Source organism: Serratia sp. CoH_122_TC_1 (assembly GCF_058191755.1).
The window spans coordinates 285,750-304,122 of record NZ_JBXWLA010000001.1; the positions used below are offsets into that span (position 1 = coordinate 285,750).

Below are 18,373 nucleotides of genomic sequence, written 5' to 3' on the forward strand. Positions count from 1 at the left end.
ACCACAGGTTCAACCTGCTGTTTTTACGCAGGCTGAACGCAGAAAATCAATATTCAGAACCCCGATCCCGGTAACAACAAAAATGCTTCTTCTTCCGGCGTAGAGACACGGCCTAATATCGCATTCCGGTGCGGGTAACGGCCGAAACGGTCGATAATGGCTTTATGCCGCAATTCAAAATCCAACTGATCGCCATTATCAAGTTCTCTGTAAAGCGCCAGCGCTTGCTGATGAATCAGTGCCGACTCCGAATGCATAAAAGGCAAATAGAGAAAACCACGTTGCACCGGGCTGAGCTGTTCACACTGCCCGGTGCGGATCGCCTCTTGCGCTAACACCAATGCCATACAGTCGCTGGCAAATGAACGTGGCGTACCCCGGAACAAATTGCGGCTGAACTGATCAAGGACAATCACCTCCGCCAGCCGCCCTTCAATGGTTTCTCGCCAGTGAGCCAACTCTCCGGCAGCGGCGGCATGCCAAATCTCGCTAAAACGCGTATGCAGCAGGCGATCAAAATCATCATCCTTTTTGAACCACAATGCCGGTTCGATCTCGTCGAACCAGAAGTCTAATACCTGTGTGTGCATCACTGCCTCCTGTTGTTTATACCCTTCATACTTGAAGCGGCATCTGTGTTAACTGTGAGCATCCCCCCTGTCACTTACTTGAGTAAGCTCCCGGGGATGAATGCTCTTGTCGCCGTGATGCAACTCCAATTATTTTGGGTATACATCAGCATAGCATCCTTCATAATACCCCTACTTTGCCGAAAATTTCGCGCACCCTGATTACGGAGCTCCCCCGATGGATCATTGCCATACTTCCGATCTTATTTCCCTGGAGCAGGCATTAGAGAAGATGCTCAGCCAGCTTTCTCCCCTGCAACAGACCGAATCCATTGCCCTGACCGCCGCTGCGGGCCGCATTACTGCCGCACCGGTGATATCCCCTATTGATGTCCCGCCGTTCGCCAACTCGGCCATGGACGGTTACGCCGTGCGCCTCGCCGACTTGCAGGCCAACACGCCACTGCCTGTGGCCGGAAAAGCCTTTGCCGGTGCGCCATTCAACGGTGAGTGGCCGGCAAATTCCTGCATCCGCATCATGACCGGCGCGCCTATCCCTGCGGGTACAGAAGCCGTGATCATGCAGGAACAAGCAGAGGTGAGTGAGGCTGGCGTACGCTTCACCGTTGAAGTGCAAACCGGGCAAAATATCCGCTTGGCCGGGGAAGACATCCGCCAGGGCGCAGAGGTGTTGCCCGCAGGTGTGAGATTGGGTGCCGCACAGTTACCCTTGTTGGCTTCGCTCGGCGTCGCCGACGTACAGGTCATGCGTAAACTGAAGGTAGCCGTATTTTCTACCGGTGATGAACTGCAACCGGTCGGCCAGCCCCTGCAGGCCGGTCAAATTTATGATACCAACCGTTTTGCTGTGCGCCTGATGCTGGAACAACTCGGCTGTGAGACGCTGGATCTGGGCATTATCCGTGATGATCAACATGCGTTGCGCGCGGCCTTTGAACAGGCGGACAGTCAGGCAGATGTGGTGATCAGCAGCGGTGGGGTCTCGGTGGGTGAAGCCGACTACACCAAGCAAATGCTCGATGAGTTGGGCGAAGTCAGTTTCTGGAGGCTGGCAATCAAACCGGGTAAACCTTTTGCTTTCGGTAAATTAAAGCATGCTTGGTTCTGTGGCCTGCCGGGCAACCCGGTTTCCGCAGCCCTGACCTTCTACCAACTGGTACAACCGCTCTTGGCGAAACTGGCCGGGCACAGCGACTGGCATCTGCCACCGCGCCTAAAAGCCCGCACATTGACGCCATTGAAGAAGGCACCTGGTCGCCTCGATTTCCAGCGCGGCGTGTTTACCAGCAATGCTCAGGGTGAGTTGGAAGTGAGCACTACCGGGCATCAAGGGTCGCACATATTCAGTTCATTCAGTCAGGGTAACTGCTTTATCGTATTGGAGCGCGAACGCGGCTTTGTTGCCGCAGGCGAAATGGTCGAAGTTGAGCCCTTCAACGCCCTGCTGAGGAACTGAGCATGCTGCCGGAATTAACCGATGCCGAAGCGCTTCGCTATAACCGCCAAATTATCCTGCGCGGCTTCGACTTTGACGGCCAGGAAAAACTGAAAGCCGCACGGGTGTTGATTGTCGGCCTCGGCGGGTTGGGCTGCGCCGCCGCCCCCTATCTGGCCGCGGCGGGCGTGGGTCACCTGACGCTGGTTGATTTCGACACCGTTTCGCTCTCCAACCTGCAGCGCCAGGTTCTGCATCGCGACGCGCGCATCGGCATGGCAAAAGTGGAGTCTGCCCGCATCGAATTAAGCGCGATCAATCCCCATGTTCACATTGATACCCTTGATGGCCAACTGAATGACGAACAGATGGCGGCGCAGATTGCCGCCTGCGATCTGGTGCTCGATTGCACAGACAACGTGGCGACGCGCGACCTGCTGAACCGCCTGTGTCACGCACAACGCAAACCCTTGGTATCCGGTGCGGCGATCCGTATGGAGGGGCAGCTCAGTGTCTTCACCTATCAACCTGACGAGCCTTGTTACCGCTGCCTGAGCCGGTTATTCGGTGACAATGCGCTGACCTGCGTTGAAGCCGGGGTAATGGCACCGCTGGTCGGCACGATTGGCACCTTGCAGGCCATGGAGGCCATCAAGCTGCTGGCGCAGTATGGCCAGCCACTCACCGGTAAACTGCTGATGTTTGATGCAATGACCCTGCAGTTCCGCGAAATGAAACTGCCGAAGAACCCGCAGTGTGAGGTGTGTGGCGGGGAATAACAGCAACAAAAAAGGCGGGATTGCTCCCGCCTTAGCGTGTCACTGGTTAGGGGCGCGCCCCTACCGAAGCGTTATACGATACCCTGGCTACGCAGATAGTCTTCGTAGTTGCCGGTAAAGTCGACAACCTTGGTCGGTGTCATTTCCAGTACGCGGGTTGCCAGCGAGCTAACGAACTCACGGTCATGGGAAACGAAGATCAAGGTGCCTTCGTACATTTCCAACGCCATGTTCAGCGACTCGATGGATTCCATGTCCAGGTGGTTGGTTGGTTCATCCATAATCAGGATGTTAGGGCGCTGCATCATCAGCTTGCCGAACAACATGCGGCCCTTCTCCCCCCCCGACAACACCTTCACTTTCTTCTTGATGTCGTCCTGGCTGAACAGCAAACGACCCAGTACGCTACGCACCGCCTGCTCGTCGTCTTTTTCCTGTTTCCACTGGCTCATCCAGTCGAATACCGTCAGGGTGTCATCGAACTCGTATTCGTGATCCTGCGCGTAGTAACCAATCTTGGCGTTTTCAGACCATTTCACGCTGCCGCTGTCCGGCTGAGAGTCACCCACCAGCGTTTTCAGCAAGGTAGACTTACCGATACCGTTCGGGCCCAGCACCGCGACTTTCTCGCCGACTTCAACCATCAGGTTAAACTTGCTGAACAGTGGGCCGTTATCGAAGCCTTTGGTCAGTGCTTCTACTTCCAGCGCGTTACGGAACAGTTTCTTGTCCTGTTCGAAACGAATGAACGGGTTCTGGCGGCTTGAAGCCTTCACTTCTTCCAGCTGGATCTTGTCGATCTGGCGTGCACGCGAAGTTGCCTGCTTGGATTTGGACGCGTTGGCGCTGAAGCGGCTCACGAACGACTGCAGTTCGTTAATCTGTGCCTTCTTCTTCGCATTATCCGCAACCAGACGCTCACGCGCCTGAGTGGCCGCCGTCATGTATTCGTCGTAGTTGCCCGGATAGACACGCAGCTCGCCGTAGTCCAGATCCGCCATGTGAGTACACACCATGTTCAGGAAGTGACGGTCATGCGAGATGATAACCATGGTGCTGTTACGTTCGTTCAGCACCTGCTCCAGCCAACGAATAGTATCGATGTCCAGGTTGTTCGTCGGTTCATCGAGCAGCAGGATTTCTGGATCGGAGAACAACGCCTGTGCCAGCAATACGCGCAGCTTGAAGCCCGGCGCAATTTCGCTCATTGGGCCGTAGTGCTGTTCAACCGGAATACCTACGCCGAGCAGCAGTTCGCCGGCACGCGCTTCAGCGGTGTAACCGTCCATCTCGCCATAAGCCACTTCCAGATCGGCCACTTTATAGCCGTCTTCTTCGCTCATTTCGGCCATCGCGTAAATGCGGTCGCGCTCTTCCTTCACTGCCCACAGTTCATGGTGGCCCATGATGACAGTGTCCAGCACGCTGTATTGCTCAAAAGCGAACTGATCCTGACGCAGTTTACCCAGGCGTTCGTTCGGGTCGAGGAACACGTTGCCGCCGCTCGGTACCAGATCGCCACCCAGGATTTTCATAAAGGTGGATTTGCCGCAGCCGTTGGCCCCGATCAAACCATAGCGGTTACCGCCACCAAATTTAACAGAGATGTTTTCAAACAGCGGCTTACTGCCAAACTGCATAGTGATGTTGTTAGTGCTTAACACAGCGCTCGCTCTTCATATCATTGGGAATGTGATTTGGCGCGCATTATGCCATAACGGGGATAAGAGATCGCGGGAAGTTTTGGTGACAATTTGAGCAGACAGCAAGCGCAGAAAAACAAAGAGCACCCTGCGGCCAGCCTGGCATCAAAACAGTCAGGTAGGTCTTCGTGCCGGCAAACAAGTATAAAGGCTACCTCAGTACGAACGGTCCACGGAAGAATGGCGCTATAGAATAACGAGATGGCACATCGTGCAATGAAAAAAATCCTACGTGGCGAGAGTAATACGTCAGACAGAGATGGCTGAGCGTTGTATCTAATACTGGGGGCAAGTCATATAGAATCAATAAGAGAAGGGAGCCTATTCCCCCTTCCTTCTTTCCTTACCACGCGAATCAAGCGCAGACTCGACTGTTCCATGAATCTCGGTAGATTATGTTTCCATCTGTGCACTTCCATGTGATTGCTTCATAACGCAGCTCTAGAGTTTCCAAGTGAGTGCTGCTCATACCGTTAGGAGCAAGATAAGGAGAAACCGTCGTGACTTTGACATTTTCCAGAATGATATTGAAATATTCAGCTTCGATACCCGATTCCATAATACGATACATCTTGATCGTCGCTTTCTTCATTGGTCGGCCTTCACACACTGCGCGATACAAGAGCGGCGTAGTCTTATCGAATTCTTTCACTATCGTGATCGGATTGTGAACACGCGTTCCAGTAAGCTTTCCCCAGCCAGGATCAACCGGAATAGTGACTGCATGGGAGAATGATTTAAGCTCGATAGAACCTAAACGCATCGGCATCATACAGCTACCGACAATCGGGGAGCCATTTTCGTCTTCAAGCCATAAATGTGCAGGGGTAGACATACAATTTCCTTATCGGTGAGATTTTAAATAAAGCTACTGTTTCTGACCTTACCATTTACAATAGCGTGTAAATATAATAATCATAATTATGGCAAATACTCCTGCCGGCCAGACAGGGCTGTTAGGGAAAAAATAACCTTGAAGCAGTGTGAAAATAAACGTGAGAATGATAGGACCATATAGTGATGATAAAAATCTAAGCTGCCACAGTAGAAATTTCTTTAGCGATTTAAGCATGGTTATCGAACCATTCGAGTAATGATGCTTGCTATGCCTAAATCAGACGCCCATTGTGCTTCAAGCGCACCCGCCCGCTCGAATACCGGTTCAATCAGGAAATACATCATTTCCAGTTGTTGCGTGTAAAGCGCCGAGTAGTAGGCAGGGTATTGGATGTGTAGGCGATAGGCACTATCCGCCGCTTTCTGAATTAAACCATATGTAGCGACTACCCCGGCAGCCGTACCAACTGCACGTCCCGTAAGGGCGCTGAGTTGTATACGTAGATTCATTCCAATACGGACACTGGTAGCGACCGCTAAAGCATATCCGGCACCGGTAAGAGTGCTGGCGGCGATATGGATATTCACAGCCATTAGAGATTTTTTAATGTACTCTAATTGTTCATTATTTTTGTATTTGAGTATTTTTTCAAAATAAATACGAAGCATGTCATAGACCACATCACCATGCTGAACAATGCGAATAACACCATTTCTGAATCGCAGGTCTTCCGTCTTTTGTCGCTGACAAACATCGTTATATTCATCAGTGAAGCAGGACGTATAATAAAGAAGACGGGTAGTACCTTTCCCTAAGATATCAATTTTATTTGTGATCTGCTGACCTACGGCAGAGACAGCATGATCGAGCTTCAGCGTAGGAATTTTATTAGCCTGTAAATAACTGATAACTTCATTATTGCTATACATAATCGCTCCTTGCTCATTTCATTGTCGTGCAATAATACAAATTTACTTATAACACAAATAACCAATAGGGTGAAATTCAATCATCAGACTTATAATTTACCAGTCAATTCTGTTTCTTCATCAATATAAGCAGATTCAGAAGGACGTTGTATTAGCTCCATAACCCCCCTTAAATTAAAAAAAAGGAAGCGCCAAGCCCCTATTAGTAGTACAAGTCAAGCTCCCACGTCTAAAAACAGAAACGACGCGTTTATTGGGATATGGCAGATATTTAGCGGTAGAGATGTGAGAATGAAATATTCTAATCCTGTATAAGGTTATATCCCTGTCACTTTGGCTTTCCTAAAACGAAATAACTTTAGTTTATTCTGTTTTAACCGCCTGATTACCTTATTTCCCTCTCTAAAATTGGTTTTGTGATTGGACTCTTAAAACCTGCGTTGATTTAGGCTGGTTATGCGTAATAGCTCACTAAATCGATTCATAACCTTTCGCCAATAATCTCGAAAAATAAAAATAAGACACTGATAAATAAATAATTATCACATTAAATACAACTGTAATCAGGTTATCTGAACGCGTATTGCACATGCTTGTACATACAAGTATATGTAAATGTAAGGTTGCAGTTTTGTGATGACGCGAGTGCCGTCAGCGCCGATCGCAGTACCGATTACAGACATGGCGGAAACATGCGGCATTACCAATAAAAATAATGAATAACAAACTCCAAACCTATCACGAGAGATAATGATGAACACTGCAGAAAACGCGTTATCCGAGAATCAAACCGCCGAAAAGAAGGCGGTTAATTATAAAGTCATCTTCGGTGCCAGCCTGGGCAACGGGTTGGAGATCTTCGACTTCACCGTCTACAGCTTCTTTGCCGCTATTATCGGTAAGCTGTATTTCCCTAGCGACAGCGCCTACGGGTCTTTATTAATGTCGGTGGCGGTCTTCGGCGTCGGTTTTATTATGCGGCCGCTGGGCAGCATGGTCTTGGGCGCCTATGCTGACCGCGTCGGGCGCAAGGCAGCCATGTTGATGACCATCGTCCTGATGGGCGTCGGTACCGCTTTGATTGCCTTTGCCCCCACCCATGCGCAGATTGGCGTCTTCGCCCCCATACTGATTGTGGTAGGGCGACTCATTCAGGGCTTTGCTGCCGGTGGTGAAGTCGGTTCGGCCACGACCTTGTTGTTGGAGTCTGCCGGCGCCAATCAGCGCGGTTTCTTTGTCAGTTGGCAGGCGATTAGCCAAGGTATCAGCGCCCTGCTGGGTGCCTCTTTCGGGTTGTTGTTAACCTATTTTCTCTCAGAAGAAGCACTCTACTCCTGGGGCTGGCGCGTGCCCTTTATTATCGGCCTACTGATCATTCCTGCCGGCGTGTATATCCGTAAACACCTGGAAGAAACCTACAGTGGGGAAGCACCCGATAAAAAACACCCTTCGACAAACCCGGTGCTGGATTTGCTGCGTAACCACGTCAAAGACCTGCTGCTGGGCGTGCTGATTATCATGTCCGGCACGGTGATGGTTTATATTGTGCTGCTGTATATGCCAACCTATATGATGCAGACCTATCACATCGCAGGTCCTGTCGCCTACCTGTTCAGCTGTGTCGCTTCCATAGTGCAAATCATCGCCGTGTATTACGCTGGCCGCTATGTGGATCACGTGCAAAACTACAAAAAACCGCTGATTCTCTCGATTTTTGCCTCATTGGTGCTGATTTACCCGACCTTTTGGTTTTTGGGTTCCGCCGAGTATCTATGGTTAGCCATCGTTATCCGCATCCTGCTGATCGGCGCTCTGGGCATCAACATGTTAACAAGTACCATGCTGATCGTCTCAGCGCTACCGCGCCACGTCCGCGCCACCGGCACCTCGATGATATACGCTTTTGGCGTGACGCTGTTTGGCGGCTCGGCACAGCTTATCGTCACTTGGCTGCTGGATGTGAGCGGCAATCCGCTGGCTCCAGCGTGGTACGTCACCGGTATGCTGACGATTAGCCTGATTGCAACCACCCTGTTCAGAGAAAGGCACAAAGACTGAGGGGAAAGTTCACGACCTGACCCTAGCCATCACACGCTGGCTTACCGTGGCGCCAGCCTGAATCATCGATTCGGGCTGGCGCAGCGCAGCAACAGTACCGTCGATATCACTAAGGCAAGCTTTGCTGCAGGCTAAGCAGATTCTGCGGTACCACTCTGATTAATCCTCCTCGGGGGGTGTCAATATCGGCGATCATCGCCATCGATAAAGCCACCATTGCCGGTAGCACCAGCGGGAAAATGCTTTTCCCTACCTGGCTCCGAGCGCTGTATCCCACCAGCATGCAACAAATCAGCGCAATCACGATCAGCAAGATCCAGGCGGAAACCGGTATACGATTCAACCATGCGGCCTGGGTATAACCCTGCGTATTGATCACATCGTTCATGCCTGACACCGCCAGCGCGACAATGGGTGTCGCCTGCTCTTTTGCCGCCTGCTGGATTTCCGCCCACAGCTGCGCCTGTTGCCCATTGGTCTGTTCGGCAAGCGCCGCCAGAGCTTTGACGTCGCGTGTCTGGTAGTAGTCTATTCGCAGCTGGACATAGTGTTTTAGCAAACTGCGGATCTTTTCGCGCCTGTCGCTGGAAACCAAATCGGCCCGCAGAAATTCGGTACCTATGGCATTGGCTTCCTCTTCTTCATAGTTTTTCCGCTGATCGTATCTGCTAATGGCCATAGAAAAACTAAAACCAATCAGCAACGCCAACAGCGTCAAGGTCGCTCCTTGCACAAGGTTAAAATCATCCAACTCTGCACCATCAAGGCGTTTTTTCCTTCTGAGCAGAAAAATACTTCCCAAAGACCCCAGCGACATCAGGGCAAAAAGCGCTAAAAACAAAAACAGAGGATGCCGGAGAATTTGCTCCATATGCTCGCCTCGTTGCTGAGTTATTGATTCATCAATATTTATTAGTAATAGTTGCACAAAAGAAACTCGTCAACCTGATTGCAAAAGATAATATTATTATTCTGTATCTAACCCATGATGAGTAAGTTAATAACCTCAGGCTGTCACTTATTCTCTATTTTCCTTTCTGCTATTAAGGTGTCATATCACACCCTAAGATTAATGTTATTTCCATACGCTAAGCGCCTCGGGTTGGGCTGCCGGCCCTTTCGCCTTACGCGGACCGGCAGGATCAACCGTTTTATTATCCTCAGCTCATTAATTTGCCTTGGCGTCGGCTTGGTTCATCTTTTGGGGTTAACGTAACGCTTAAAATCACTGGCGTAGCCCGTTTCTATTCTCAATAGAGCGATGGCTCAATCAGGAAAACAGCCATTGATGCGTGCATAGGGTGCCGCGTCGCTAAACAAGGGTTCGGAACCGCCATCCGTAAGAAAATCCGTGGTCAATTTTGCGGTGTGCGACCATAACGTTTGCGGGATCCATGAGCCGACGCTGACCCGTCTTACCCCCAGGGCGGCAAGCTGATCGGCAGGCAAAAGACCGGGCCAGGCGATCACGTTTAGCAGCAGTTCCGTATTGTCGGAAATTTCACGGATGGCCTGCGGATCGGTCACCCCTAAAACAAACAGGCCGTCCGCCCCTGCGTCGCGGTACAATTTGGCACGTGCCAACGTTTCATCCACCTGCATGGCGGCTGGTACCAAATTGCGCGCGTAAACATCCGTACGGGCATTGATGTAAAGTTTGACGCCCATACGTTCCGCTACTTTGCGCGCCAGGCCAATTTTTTCACATAGCGTTTGCGGCTGGTCCGCGCCATCCTGAATATTGATACCGACCGCGCCGACATCAATAAAACGTGCTACTACACGTTCAAGGCTGTGTTGCGCCGTGGCATAGCCACCTTCAATGTCGACACTGAGCGGTACGTTAATCACGCGTGCTATCGAAGCAATACTTGCAAGATGCAGCTCCAACGGCAATTTATCTCCGTCGCGATAGCCCAATGACCACGCAACGCCGGCGCTGGTTGTCGCAATCGCCGCGGCGCCAAGGCTTTCAATCAGTAATGCGCTACCGGCATCCCAGGCATTGGGTAGCCGCAATGGATGAGGTTGACGGTGTAAATGGGCAAAAACGGTGGCGTTATTATTGAGGTCCATAAAATTCTCCCGAAAAAACGCATTCTAACCACCGCCAATATGGATGATAATAGCCACGAATTTCAGACATTCATTCCTTAGGAGAACGAATGGAAGAGCCTTCCTTACACCTGGTGAAAGCCTTTGTCGCAGTGGCGGAACACCAAAGCTTCGCTAAGGCGGCGCAAGCGCTGAGTATGACCCCTTCCGCAGTTAGCCGCTTGGTCAAGAAACTTGAGCAGCAGGTTGATATGTTGCTGATCAATCGCACCACCCGCGCAATGTCACTCACCGACGCCGGACAACGTTATTTCATTGATTGCAGTAACGCCCTTGAGCAATTACGCATCGCTTATGAGCGCATGCGCGATGAAAAAAGCCAGCCAAGGGGAACGCTACGGCTCAGCACTTCGTTGTCTTTTGGCCGCCTCCATGTGGCACCGCATCTGTCGTCCTTTATGGTGCAATATCCCCAATTACGCGTAGACCTGCTGATGACCGACCGTTATGTCGATATCGTCGCGGAACGCGTGGCGGTGGCTATCCGCATCGGTCGTTTGCCGGATTCGAGTTTGGTCGCGCGTAAGCTTCTCAATAATCGTCGTATTCTGGTTGCCTCACCGCGCTATCTGCAACAATTTGGCGAACCAACCGATCTGGAAGAACTGCAACAGCACGCTTGTCTGGTATCGACGGCAAGCCACGACGGCGATAACTGGCGCCTGTTTGGTCCTGCGGGTGAAACCGTTTTTCGCCCCAAGGGCCGAATGCGTGCGGACAATGGTGATGCTGTTAAGCAATTTTGCCTCGACGGACAAGGCATCGCCTTTCATTCCGCAGTGACCATGGCCGATGCCATGCATTTGGGGGCGTTGGTGCAGGTATTGCCGAAATGGGCTGGCAGAGAGACCGGGGTATATTCCGTTTATCCGCCGGGGCCCGTGGGGCCGGCAGCGCGAGCTCTGGTTGATTTCTTGACTCTGCGATGGCAGCAGGAACTCTGTCTGCAAACCGCCAGGATCCCGTGATTTGCGACCGCCAGGTTAGCCAGCATACCCGGACATCCCTACATAAAATTTTGCCGATGCAAAACCTCGATAAACGCCTGCGACGCTGCGCTACGGTAGGCACCCTTGCGTTGCAGCAATACCACCTGGCGCACAGGCATGGCGTCAATAAGTGATACCGGGTGCAACTGTGGGTTTTCTAAGGCAATCGCCGCCGGCAGCAAGGTCGCCAGTTGGCTACGGCGCACAATGTCAATGATGGCGCCAATCGCATTGGCCTCCATCGCCACTCGGGGACGAATGCCCAGCCGCTGGCAATAATCGTCGATAAACTGACGAGTCGCGAAGTCCTCACTGAGCAACACCAACGGCTGCTGTTCGAACGCTTGCGCAGACAAAGGTTCGCGCTGTTGAGCCAGCGGATGATGAGTCCCAACCATCATATTCAGTGACTCGCTAAACAAATCCTCTGCTTCAATATCCGCCGATTGCGCCTGGCCGAAAGCAATGCCCAAATCCAACCGATCTTCCGCCAACTGCGCCTCAATCCTGTCCTGCGTCATTTCATGAATACTCACCGAAACGCCCGGATAACGCCGATAAAAAGCGTCGATAACCGGCCCAATCAGATAGGCGGTAAACGTGGGTGTCATGGCTAACCGCAGGCTACCGCGTTCCAATGTCGCCACATCATGAATTGCCCGCGTTCCTGCCTCCAGATCTTGCAATGCCAGCCGGGCATAGCGCATCCAGGCCGCGCCGGCGTCGGTCAAACGTACCGCGCGTCCAGTGCGATCAAACAAGGGGGTGCCTAGTTGCTCTTCCAACTGCTTGATTTGCTGCGATAACGTGGGTTGGGAGACATGCAGCACTTCGGCCGCGCGGGTGAAATTACCCTGCTCGGCAACGGCGAGAAAATAACGGATGTGTCGTAACAGCATAGCGCACCTACTATTGGTAATTCCTATGGCCATCATTATAAATGGGTCTTAGACCCTATAGCCAGTACGGCGCATGATGCATCCATCGCTTAACAGCAACCCGATGGAGAAAATATGAAAGAAGTGATCGAGGGTTTTCTGAAGTTCCAGCGCGAAGCATTCGTCGAACGTACGGCATTGTTCCAGCAATTGGCTACCCAACAAAGCCCGCGCACCCTGTTTATCTCATGTTCTGACAGCCGTCTGGTGCCGGAACTGATTACCCAGCGTGAACCTGGCGACCTGTTTGTGATCCGCAATGCCGGCAATATTGTGCCTTCGTTCGGCCCCGAGCCGGGTGGCGTCTCCGCATCAGTGGAATATGCCGTCTCTGCGCTCGGCGTGGAAGATATCGTGATCTGCGGGCATTCCGACTGTGGCGCGATGACGGCGATTGCCACTTGCCAGTGCCTGGATCATATGCCGACCGTAGCAAACTGGCTGCGCTACGCCGATTCCGCCAAGGTGGTCAATCAGGCTTATCCGCATGCCTCCGAAGGGGAACGCGTCAGTGCTATGGTCCGTGAGAACGTCATCGCGCAACTGACCAATATTAAAACCCACCCTTCCGTTGCCCTGGCGCTTGAACAGGGGCGATTGAAGCTGCACGGCTGGGTTTACGACATCGCCAGCGGCTGCATCGAAGCGCTGGATGGTGAAACCCGACGCTTTATTCCGTTAGCCACTAATCCTGAAGTCACGGCAACCCCTGCCGTAGCCCGTTTTTAATTTCATTTATTAAAGGAGACAATATGACACAGTCACTGCATCACTCATCTTCACGTGAAGCCTTAACCGACATCATTATGGACGCCAAGATCCGCAAAAACCTGACCTTCGAAGCGATTAATGAAGGTACCGGCCTGAGCCTGGCGTTTGTCACCGCGGCGCTGCTGGGACAGCACCCGCTACCAGAACAGGCTGCCCGCGCCGTTGCCGCTAAGCTCGATCTGGACGAAGACGCCGTACGTCTGCTGCAAACCATCCCGCTACGCGGCAGCATCCCTGGCGGTGTACCGACCGATCCGACCATTTATCGCTTCTACGAAATGGTGCAGATTTATGGTTCCACGCTGAAAGCCCTGGTGCATGAACAGTTTGGCGACGGCATTATCAGCGCGATCAACTTCAAACTGGACATCAAAAAAGTGCCGGACCCGGACGGTGGCGAACGTGCCGTGATCACCCTGGACGGCAAATACCTGCCCACTAAACCTTTCTGATAGCCCATTGCCGGTGGCCCCCACCGGCAAATTGACAACCCGACAATCCTTGGCTAAATTAACTGCGTTCTAACGCCTTTCTGGCGTTTTTCACTACCCGAGGCCTGTATGTTGGAGATTGTAGCGACCCGATAGTCACTTCCTTGCCGTTTTGGCAGGAGGTTCTGACGTATCCGACACGCATTTGCGTGGGGATGCGTGTATCTGGGTTTACTGCAGGATTTCTCAACATGAACATTTCCAAAGCGGAACAACGCGTGCTGCACGTGTTGGCTAAAGGTGGTTATATCGCGTTCACCCGTGATAACGCGGGTCGTGTGACCCACGTTCAATGCTTTACCCGCGAAGGGCTAGGCCTGGCCGATTGCTCTCTACCCATCTTTACCAAACTCAAAACCAAACGCATGATCCTTTCCCGCCAGGGACGCCCTTATCGCGTAACTATCACCGGGCTGAAAGCCGTACGTGCGCAATTGGATAATCGCTAATCATTTTTACCGGTCAGGCCTAGGCTTTGGCCGGTTTCACTCTTATTTGGAGACTGTTATGACTTTTATTATTCGTCATGAAGAATCGGGCGACATCTGCGCCATCGAAGCCCTGACCGCTGCCGCATTTTTGAGTGAGGAGCACAGCAGCCATACGGAGCAGTTTATTGTCAACGCGCTGCGACGTGCCGGTGCCTTATCCTTATCTTTGGTTGCCGAGCGGGATGGCATACTGATTGGGCACGCCGCCTTATCACCGGTAACGATCAGCAACGGCGAGAAAGGCTGGTACGGACTGGCGCCGGTTTCGGTGCTGCCGGCTTACCAGAATCAGGGGATAGGCAGCCAATTGATCCGCCAACTGTTGACCGAACTGCAAGAAAGCAGCGGAGCGGGTTGTGTGGTGCTGGGCAATCCAGGTTACTACGGCCGCTTTGGTTTCATGGCACAGGCAGGTCTGACACTGCCGGGCATTCCAGCTGAGTATTTCCAGGCTCTGTCATTCAGTGGCCCATTCCCGCAGGGCACGGTCACTTTCCATTGTGCATTTGACGCTACGGTATAACGCTACATAAGGCAGTGCCCGAATCAGGGCCTGCCTTAACACAGGGTGTTTACGCTTGATCGCCATAACGGACAATGGTCAATCGTTCTTCTTCCGAAGGCCCCACAAAATATTGAGTGAGCAGATCAAATGCCTCTTCGGTTAACACGAAAGGATGATCGCCCTGCTCATTTCTGATTTTTATCCGGCTCTTGCACTGCGCATCACTCACTTCCAAAAAATGCAGGCAATGGTCAACGCCGGCCCGATCGGCTAATTGCCTGGCCCACAGCCGGCGATCCGGCGTATTCATCGGGAAATCCAGTACCACAGACAGCCCATTAGCCAGCAGTTGCACAATGTGCTCACTCAACGCCTGGCGTAAGCGAGCTGAATAACGGGCGTAGTCTTGCAGGGTCGCCATCTGTTGTTCATACAACGTCGCCAACCAACTGTCTTCAACCAGCAACAATGTATCGGTTTGCTGTGCCAGGCTATTCGCCAATGTTGACTTGCCGGAACCGGCTTTACCGCACATCAGGTGTAAAACGGCGGGGGGATGATTCTTCATAAGTGCCTCCTGGGGATATTATATTGCCAGTCGGAGGACCTTTTTGCCCCGCCTGACTGGCGGGGTTTCGCTTAAAACAGACGCGCTATCCCACCACTCTGAGAATGGTGATAATAATCTGCGCGAATGAAAAAAGGCTTCTGTTCATCAGTTATGAATATGACAAAAGGACCAGGCTGTCAACGATCAAAGAAACGCGCTAAGCGCACCAGGTGTCACGGATAAAATCGGCAAACAGCCGAACTTTTTGCTGAACATGGCGACGCGTCGGGTACACCGCGAACAGTTGATGGGTGTGGCTGACACTATCCGGGAATAATCGCACCAACCGACCTGCAGCAATCTCGGGATCGGCGACAAATGATGGCAACGAACCAATGCCTAGCCCTGCGCCAATCATATCGCGCAGCATCAGGCTGTTATTTGCAGTGAACCGCGGTTTGACCACCACGCTCATATCTTCTTCACCCAACGTAAAATGCCAATGCCCAGGCTTTTCGGCTAATGAATATGCCAGACAGTGATGCTGCTGCAACTGCACCAACGACTGCGGTGTGCCGTATTGCGCCAGATAAGCCGGTGCAGCACAAATCCGTTGCTGTACCTCGGCAAGGGCGCGGGCACTCAGAGAAGAATCCGGTAAATGGCGGCGAATACGCAGAGAAATATCAAAACCCGCCGCCACCACATCCAACACTCGGTCATCCAGCGTCAGTTCAACCTGAAGTTCAGGGTAGCGTTGCATAAATTGCGGCAACAAGGGTGATAACACCATCAGGCCAAATGACAGCGGCGCATTGACACGTAACGTGCCGGCCACCCGTTGAGTCGTATCAGCAACCGACTGCTCCAGCGCATCAAACTCTGCTAATAACCGACACGCCTCCTGATAATACAGCTGTCCCGCCTCGGTCAGGCTCATGGTACGCGTGGTGCGCGCGATCAACACCGTGCCCAACCGAGTTTCCAACTGCTTGATCTGCTTGCTGAGGGCCGCGGGTGTTACCGACAAGTCCTCGGCTGCCTTGTAAAAACTGTTGCGTTCAACCACTCGGCGGAATGCCCGCATCGCCAGTAAAACGTCCATATAATTTCCAAAAAGTTAATTATAAATTAAATAAACCACAGATTATTAACCTAAACAACATCAGTAAACTCCAGATCAGCCACTTCATAACGTGAAGTGAAATCAATAAGTTGATCATCAAGGAGTTCAAAATGAAAAAGACCCTCATCACCCTGCTGCTCGGCCTGAGCTGCGCAGCAACACCGCTCGCCTCGTTGGCGCAACCGACAGCAAACACCGCAACGCGTCAAGCTGGTTACGTTCAACCCCTGACTGCCGAAAACAGCCTGTTATTGATGGTCGATCTGCAAGACATGTTCGGCATGACCATCTCCTCTATTGATCAGACCAACCTGGTGAACAACGCCACGGGCATCGCCAAAGCAGCCAAGATATTTAATGTGCCCACCATTTTGGCCTCAGCTAACGCCAAAAGCTTTGCTGGCCCGTTTTTTCAGCAGGTAACCCAAGCCCGCCCTGATTTGAAAGTGTATGACCGCACCGCGATTAACGTCTGGCAAGATCCTCGGGTACTGGAACAAATCAAGCAGTCTGGTCGCAAGAAGATCATTATTGGCGGCCTGTGGACGGCCAGTTGCGTCATGTTGCCGGCGCTGTCTGCACTGGGAGAAGGTTACGAAGTCTACATTTTGTCGGACGTCACCGGGGATATCACCGCAGATACTCAACACAATGCGATGCAGCGACTGATTCAGGCCGGAGCCACACCGGTAAACTGGGTGGCGCTGATGCTGGAATGGCAGCAGGATTGGAGCCACAAAAACACGGCCGGCGGAGTTTTAAAGATTGCCAGTGAACATGGCGCCAGTTGGGGCATGGGGGCAAACTACGCTGGCGCAATGAACGTCGGCAGCGAAGCCAAATAATCGCGCCCTGATAGCCCGCTTAGGCGGGCTTTTAACCGACGTGATAGCCGCGACTGTCCTGAGGGGCCTGTTCCCGCTGATCCAGGCCATAATCGCGCACCACTTCTGCTACCCGCAGGCGATAGTAAGCCAACACGTCCTGGCGCCCACGCGCCTGCGCAGCCCGATGCTGTTCGATGTTGCGCCACTGTTGAACTGCCGCCTCATCACGCCAAAAGGAAAGCGACAGCAACCGCTGCGGATCGGCCAGGCTTTGAAAACGTTCAATGGAGATAAACCCGTCAATTTCCGCCAACAGCGGTTTCAGTTCGGCAGCCAAATTAAGGTAGGTTTCACGTTGCCCGTCGGCAGCCTGCAATTCAAAAATAACGGCAATCATAATGTGCTCCTGTCAGAGGTAAATTCAGGGCAAACTGCCATGAGGTTTCCCTCACGCCAGGCCGGTGTGAAGACACATCCTAGCGCTAGACTGACTGCGATACTTCGCCTAAGCTCGAAGTATGAATGACATCCATATTGAAGACCGTTTGGCAGCGCTGACTGCCGCCATTGCCGACCGAACCCGGGCACGTATGCTGTGCCTGCTGATGGATGGGCGTGTCTACACCGCAACGGAGCTCAGTGCTGCGGTTGAAGTGGCGGCCTCTACCGCCAGCGGCCATCTGGCGCGCCTGCTGGAGCAGCGATTGATCCTGTGTATCAAGCAGGGGCGCTATCGCTATTTCCGTCTGGCCGGGCCGGCGGTCGCAGCCGCGCTGGAAACGCTGATGGCACTGGCCGGTGTCGAAAAACCCATCGTAAAAAGCAGTACCCCAACGTCCCTGCAGTTCGCCCGTACCTGTTATGACCATATGGCCGGTGAAATCGCGGTAAAATTGCACGATCGTTTGCACCAGCTATGCTGGCTGGAAGGCGACGAACATTACCGGTTGAGTGATATGGGCCGGACGGCTTTAACTCAGTTGGGCGTTGACTGTTCTGCGGCACTTTCCCGGCGGCGTTTCGCCTGCGGCTGTCTGGACTGGAGCGAACGTAAAGCCCATCTTGGTGGCGCACTGGGTGCCGCGTTGCTCAATACATTTATCGAACGCAGTTGGATCCGACGCCAACTCGATAGCCGCGAATTGCAACTCACCCCCGCCGGTAAAAAAGTGCTGAAAGCACATTTTGATATCACGCTCTAACCCTGCGCCGCGTTAGCTTTGCTGCAATACTGAGAA

At 52.4% G+C, this 18,373-nt stretch carries 20 protein-coding genes; 10 read left to right on the forward strand and 10 right to left on the reverse strand.

Translation table 11 applies throughout. From position 1 onward, the window contains the following. Positions 1-53: 53 nt before the first annotated feature. Positions 54-590 (reverse strand): DUF924 family protein, encoded by a 537-nt coding sequence (locus AC2FC2_RS01235; RefSeq protein ID WP_209632424.1) that lies wholly within the window; start codon positions 588-590, stop codon positions 54-56. 217 nt (positions 591-807) lie between these two features. Between AC2FC2_RS01235 and moeA the strand changes: the two genes are divergently transcribed. Next, positions 808-2,046, forward strand: a complete 1,239-nt coding sequence (gene moeA / locus AC2FC2_RS01240) for a molybdopterin molybdotransferase MoeA (protein ID WP_404760018.1) — start codon at positions 808-810, stop codon at positions 2,044-2,046. A gap of 2 nt (positions 2,047-2,048) precedes the next feature. Beyond that, positions 2,049-2,804, forward strand: coding sequence for a molybdopterin-synthase adenylyltransferase MoeB (moeB, locus tag AC2FC2_RS01245; protein ID WP_265557148.1), 756 nt, complete (start codon positions 2,049-2,051; stop codon positions 2,802-2,804). Positions 2,805-2,875: 71 nt separating this feature from the next. Here moeB and AC2FC2_RS01250 read toward each other — a convergent pair whose 3' ends face one another. The 3 genes from AC2FC2_RS01250 to AC2FC2_RS01260 all read right to left on the reverse strand — a co-directional run bounded on the left by AC2FC2_RS01250 (position 2,876) and on the right by AC2FC2_RS01260 (position 6,274). Then, on the reverse strand, positions 2,876-4,468 hold the full coding sequence (locus tag AC2FC2_RS01250) for an ABC-F family ATPase (protein WP_209632421.1): 1,593 nt from the start codon (positions 4,466-4,468) through the stop codon (positions 2,876-2,878). 394 nt (positions 4,469-4,862) lie between these two features. Next, a complete protein-coding gene (locus AC2FC2_RS01255; protein WP_209632419.1) occupies positions 4,863-5,342 on the reverse strand; it encodes an Hcp family type VI secretion system effector in 480 nt (159 codons plus the stop codon). 239 nt (positions 5,343-5,581) lie between these two features. After that, positions 5,582-6,274: a hypothetical protein gene (locus AC2FC2_RS01260; RefSeq protein ID WP_490658589.1), complete on the reverse strand. Its 693-nt coding sequence runs from the start codon at positions 6,272-6,274 to the stop codon at positions 5,582-5,584. A 750-nt stretch (positions 6,275-7,024) separates the two neighbouring features. Between AC2FC2_RS01260 and AC2FC2_RS01265 the strand changes: the two genes are divergently transcribed. Continuing rightward, positions 7,025-8,332, forward strand: a complete 1,308-nt coding sequence (locus tag AC2FC2_RS01265; protein ID WP_490658590.1) for an MFS transporter — start codon at positions 7,025-7,027, stop codon at positions 8,330-8,332. A gap of 109 nt (positions 8,333-8,441) precedes the next feature. Here AC2FC2_RS01265 and AC2FC2_RS01270 read toward each other — a convergent pair whose 3' ends face one another. Then, entirely contained in the window at positions 8,442-9,203 is a 762-nt protein-coding gene (locus AC2FC2_RS01270; RefSeq protein WP_265557150.1) for a bestrophin-like domain, read from the reverse strand. 395 nt (positions 9,204-9,598) lie between these two features. Continuing rightward, the gene (locus AC2FC2_RS01275; protein WP_490658591.1) at positions 9,599-10,408 is read right to left on the reverse strand and encodes an isocitrate lyase/PEP mutase family protein; all 810 of its coding nucleotides are present in this window, start codon (positions 10,406-10,408) and stop codon (positions 9,599-9,601) included. Positions 10,409-10,497: 89 nt separating this feature from the next. On the opposite strand from AC2FC2_RS01275, the gene AC2FC2_RS01280 reads away from it, so the two are divergent. Continuing rightward, positions 10,498-11,415, forward strand: coding sequence for a LysR family transcriptional regulator (locus tag AC2FC2_RS01280; RefSeq protein WP_265557152.1), 918 nt, complete (start codon positions 10,498-10,500; stop codon positions 11,413-11,415). Between the two features lie 38 nt (positions 11,416-11,453). Here AC2FC2_RS01280 and cynR read toward each other — a convergent pair whose 3' ends face one another. Next, complete coding sequence (gene cynR, locus AC2FC2_RS01285) at positions 11,454-12,335, reverse strand: transcriptional regulator CynR (RefSeq protein WP_209632413.1); 882 nt, start codon at positions 12,333-12,335, stop codon at positions 11,454-11,456. Positions 12,336-12,449: 114 nt separating this feature from the next. Between cynR and AC2FC2_RS01290 the strand changes: the two genes are divergently transcribed. The 4 genes from AC2FC2_RS01290 (at position 12,450) to AC2FC2_RS01305 (ending at position 14,650) form a co-directional block, all read left to right on the forward strand. Next, entirely contained in the window at positions 12,450-13,103 is a 654-nt protein-coding gene (locus tag AC2FC2_RS01290; protein ID WP_209632412.1) for a carbonic anhydrase, read from the forward strand. Positions 13,104-13,126: 23 nt separating this feature from the next. After that, positions 13,127-13,597, forward strand: a complete 471-nt coding sequence (gene cynS, locus AC2FC2_RS01295; protein ID WP_209632411.1) for a cyanase — start codon at positions 13,127-13,129, stop codon at positions 13,595-13,597. A gap of 230 nt (positions 13,598-13,827) precedes the next feature. Beyond that, complete coding sequence (locus AC2FC2_RS01300; RefSeq protein ID WP_209632410.1) at positions 13,828-14,085, forward strand: YjhX family toxin; 258 nt, start codon at positions 13,828-13,830, stop codon at positions 14,083-14,085. Between the two features lie 58 nt (positions 14,086-14,143). Continuing rightward, positions 14,144-14,650, forward strand: coding sequence for a GNAT family N-acetyltransferase (locus tag AC2FC2_RS01305; RefSeq protein WP_209632409.1), 507 nt, complete (start codon positions 14,144-14,146; stop codon positions 14,648-14,650). 49 nt (positions 14,651-14,699) lie between these two features. On the opposite strand, the gene AC2FC2_RS01310 is transcribed toward AC2FC2_RS01305, so the two are convergent. After that, positions 14,700-15,200: a P-loop nucleotide/nucleoside kinase family protein gene (locus AC2FC2_RS01310; protein WP_490658592.1), complete on the reverse strand. Its 501-nt coding sequence runs from the start codon at positions 15,198-15,200 to the stop codon at positions 14,700-14,702. 199 nt (positions 15,201-15,399) lie between these two features. Next, the gene (locus AC2FC2_RS01315; RefSeq protein ID WP_209632407.1) at positions 15,400-16,287 is read right to left on the reverse strand and encodes a LysR family transcriptional regulator; all 888 of its coding nucleotides are present in this window, start codon (positions 16,285-16,287) and stop codon (positions 15,400-15,402) included. Positions 16,288-16,418: 131 nt separating this feature from the next. Here AC2FC2_RS01315 and AC2FC2_RS01320 point away from each other — a divergent pair, with 131 nt between their 5' ends. Continuing rightward, entirely contained in the window at positions 16,419-17,153 is a 735-nt protein-coding gene (locus AC2FC2_RS01320) for an isochorismatase family protein (protein ID WP_490658593.1), read from the forward strand. A 31-nt stretch (positions 17,154-17,184) separates the two neighbouring features. Here AC2FC2_RS01320 and AC2FC2_RS01325 read toward each other — a convergent pair whose 3' ends face one another. Then, positions 17,185-17,532: an antibiotic biosynthesis monooxygenase family protein gene (locus AC2FC2_RS01325; protein WP_490658594.1), complete on the reverse strand. Its 348-nt coding sequence runs from the start codon at positions 17,530-17,532 to the stop codon at positions 17,185-17,187. A 121-nt stretch (positions 17,533-17,653) separates the two neighbouring features. On the opposite strand from AC2FC2_RS01325, the gene AC2FC2_RS01330 reads away from it, so the two are divergent. After that, the gene (locus AC2FC2_RS01330; protein WP_490658595.1) at positions 17,654-18,337 is read left to right on the forward strand and encodes an ArsR/SmtB family transcription factor; all 684 of its coding nucleotides are present in this window, start codon (positions 17,654-17,656) and stop codon (positions 18,335-18,337) included. The last annotated feature ends 36 nt before the right edge of the window (positions 18,338-18,373 follow it).

Excerpts from the sequence above, each read along its gene's own strand:
- moeB (WP_265557148.1), top strand. The coding sequence starts at position 2,049 with ATGCTGCCGGAATTAACCGATGCCGAAGCGCTTCGCTATAACCGCCAA.
- AC2FC2_RS01235 (WP_209632424.1), bottom strand. The coding sequence starts at position 590 with ATGCACACACAGGTATTAGACTTCTGGTTCGACGAGATCGAACCGGCA.
- AC2FC2_RS01265 (WP_490658590.1), top strand. The coding sequence starts at position 7,025 with ATGATGAACACTGCAGAAAACGCGTTATCCGAGAATCAAACCGCCGAA.
- AC2FC2_RS01300 (WP_209632410.1), top strand. The coding sequence starts at position 13,828 with ATGAACATTTCCAAAGCGGAACAACGCGTGCTGCACGTGTTGGCTAAA.
- AC2FC2_RS01280 (WP_265557152.1), top strand. The coding sequence starts at position 10,498 with ATGGAAGAGCCTTCCTTACACCTGGTGAAAGCCTTTGTCGCAGTGGCG.
- AC2FC2_RS01305 (WP_209632409.1), top strand. The coding sequence starts at position 14,144 with ATGACTTTTATTATTCGTCATGAAGAATCGGGCGACATCTGCGCCATC.
- AC2FC2_RS01310 (WP_490658592.1), bottom strand. The coding sequence starts at position 15,200 with ATGAAGAATCATCCCCCCGCCGTTTTACACCTGATGTGCGGTAAAGCC.
- cynR (WP_209632413.1), bottom strand. The coding sequence starts at position 12,335 with ATGCTGTTACGACACATCCGTTATTTTCTCGCCGTTGCCGAGCAGGGT.
- AC2FC2_RS01325 (WP_490658594.1), bottom strand. The coding sequence starts at position 17,532 with ATGATTGCCGTTATTTTTGAATTGCAGGCTGCCGACGGGCAACGTGAA.
- AC2FC2_RS01320 (WP_490658593.1), top strand. The coding sequence starts at position 16,419 with ATGAAAAAGACCCTCATCACCCTGCTGCTCGGCCTGAGCTGCGCAGCA.
- cynS (WP_209632411.1), top strand. The coding sequence starts at position 13,127 with ATGACACAGTCACTGCATCACTCATCTTCACGTGAAGCCTTAACCGAC.
- AC2FC2_RS01315 (WP_209632407.1), bottom strand. The coding sequence starts at position 16,287 with ATGGACGTTTTACTGGCGATGCGGGCATTCCGCCGAGTGGTTGAACGC.
- AC2FC2_RS01255 (WP_209632419.1), bottom strand. The coding sequence starts at position 5,342 with ATGTCTACCCCTGCACATTTATGGCTTGAAGACGAAAATGGCTCCCCG.
- AC2FC2_RS01270 (WP_265557150.1), bottom strand. The coding sequence starts at position 9,203 with ATGGAGCAAATTCTCCGGCATCCTCTGTTTTTGTTTTTAGCGCTTTTT.
- AC2FC2_RS01290 (WP_209632412.1), top strand. The coding sequence starts at position 12,450 with ATGAAAGAAGTGATCGAGGGTTTTCTGAAGTTCCAGCGCGAAGCATTC.
- AC2FC2_RS01275 (WP_490658591.1), bottom strand. The coding sequence starts at position 10,408 with ATGGACCTCAATAATAACGCCACCGTTTTTGCCCATTTACACCGTCAA.
- AC2FC2_RS01330 (WP_490658595.1), top strand. The coding sequence starts at position 17,654 with ATGAATGACATCCATATTGAAGACCGTTTGGCAGCGCTGACTGCCGCC.
- AC2FC2_RS01260 (WP_490658589.1), bottom strand. The coding sequence starts at position 6,274 with ATGTATAGCAATAATGAAGTTATCAGTTATTTACAGGCTAATAAAATT.
- moeA (WP_404760018.1), top strand. The coding sequence starts at position 808 with ATGGATCATTGCCATACTTCCGATCTTATTTCCCTGGAGCAGGCATTA.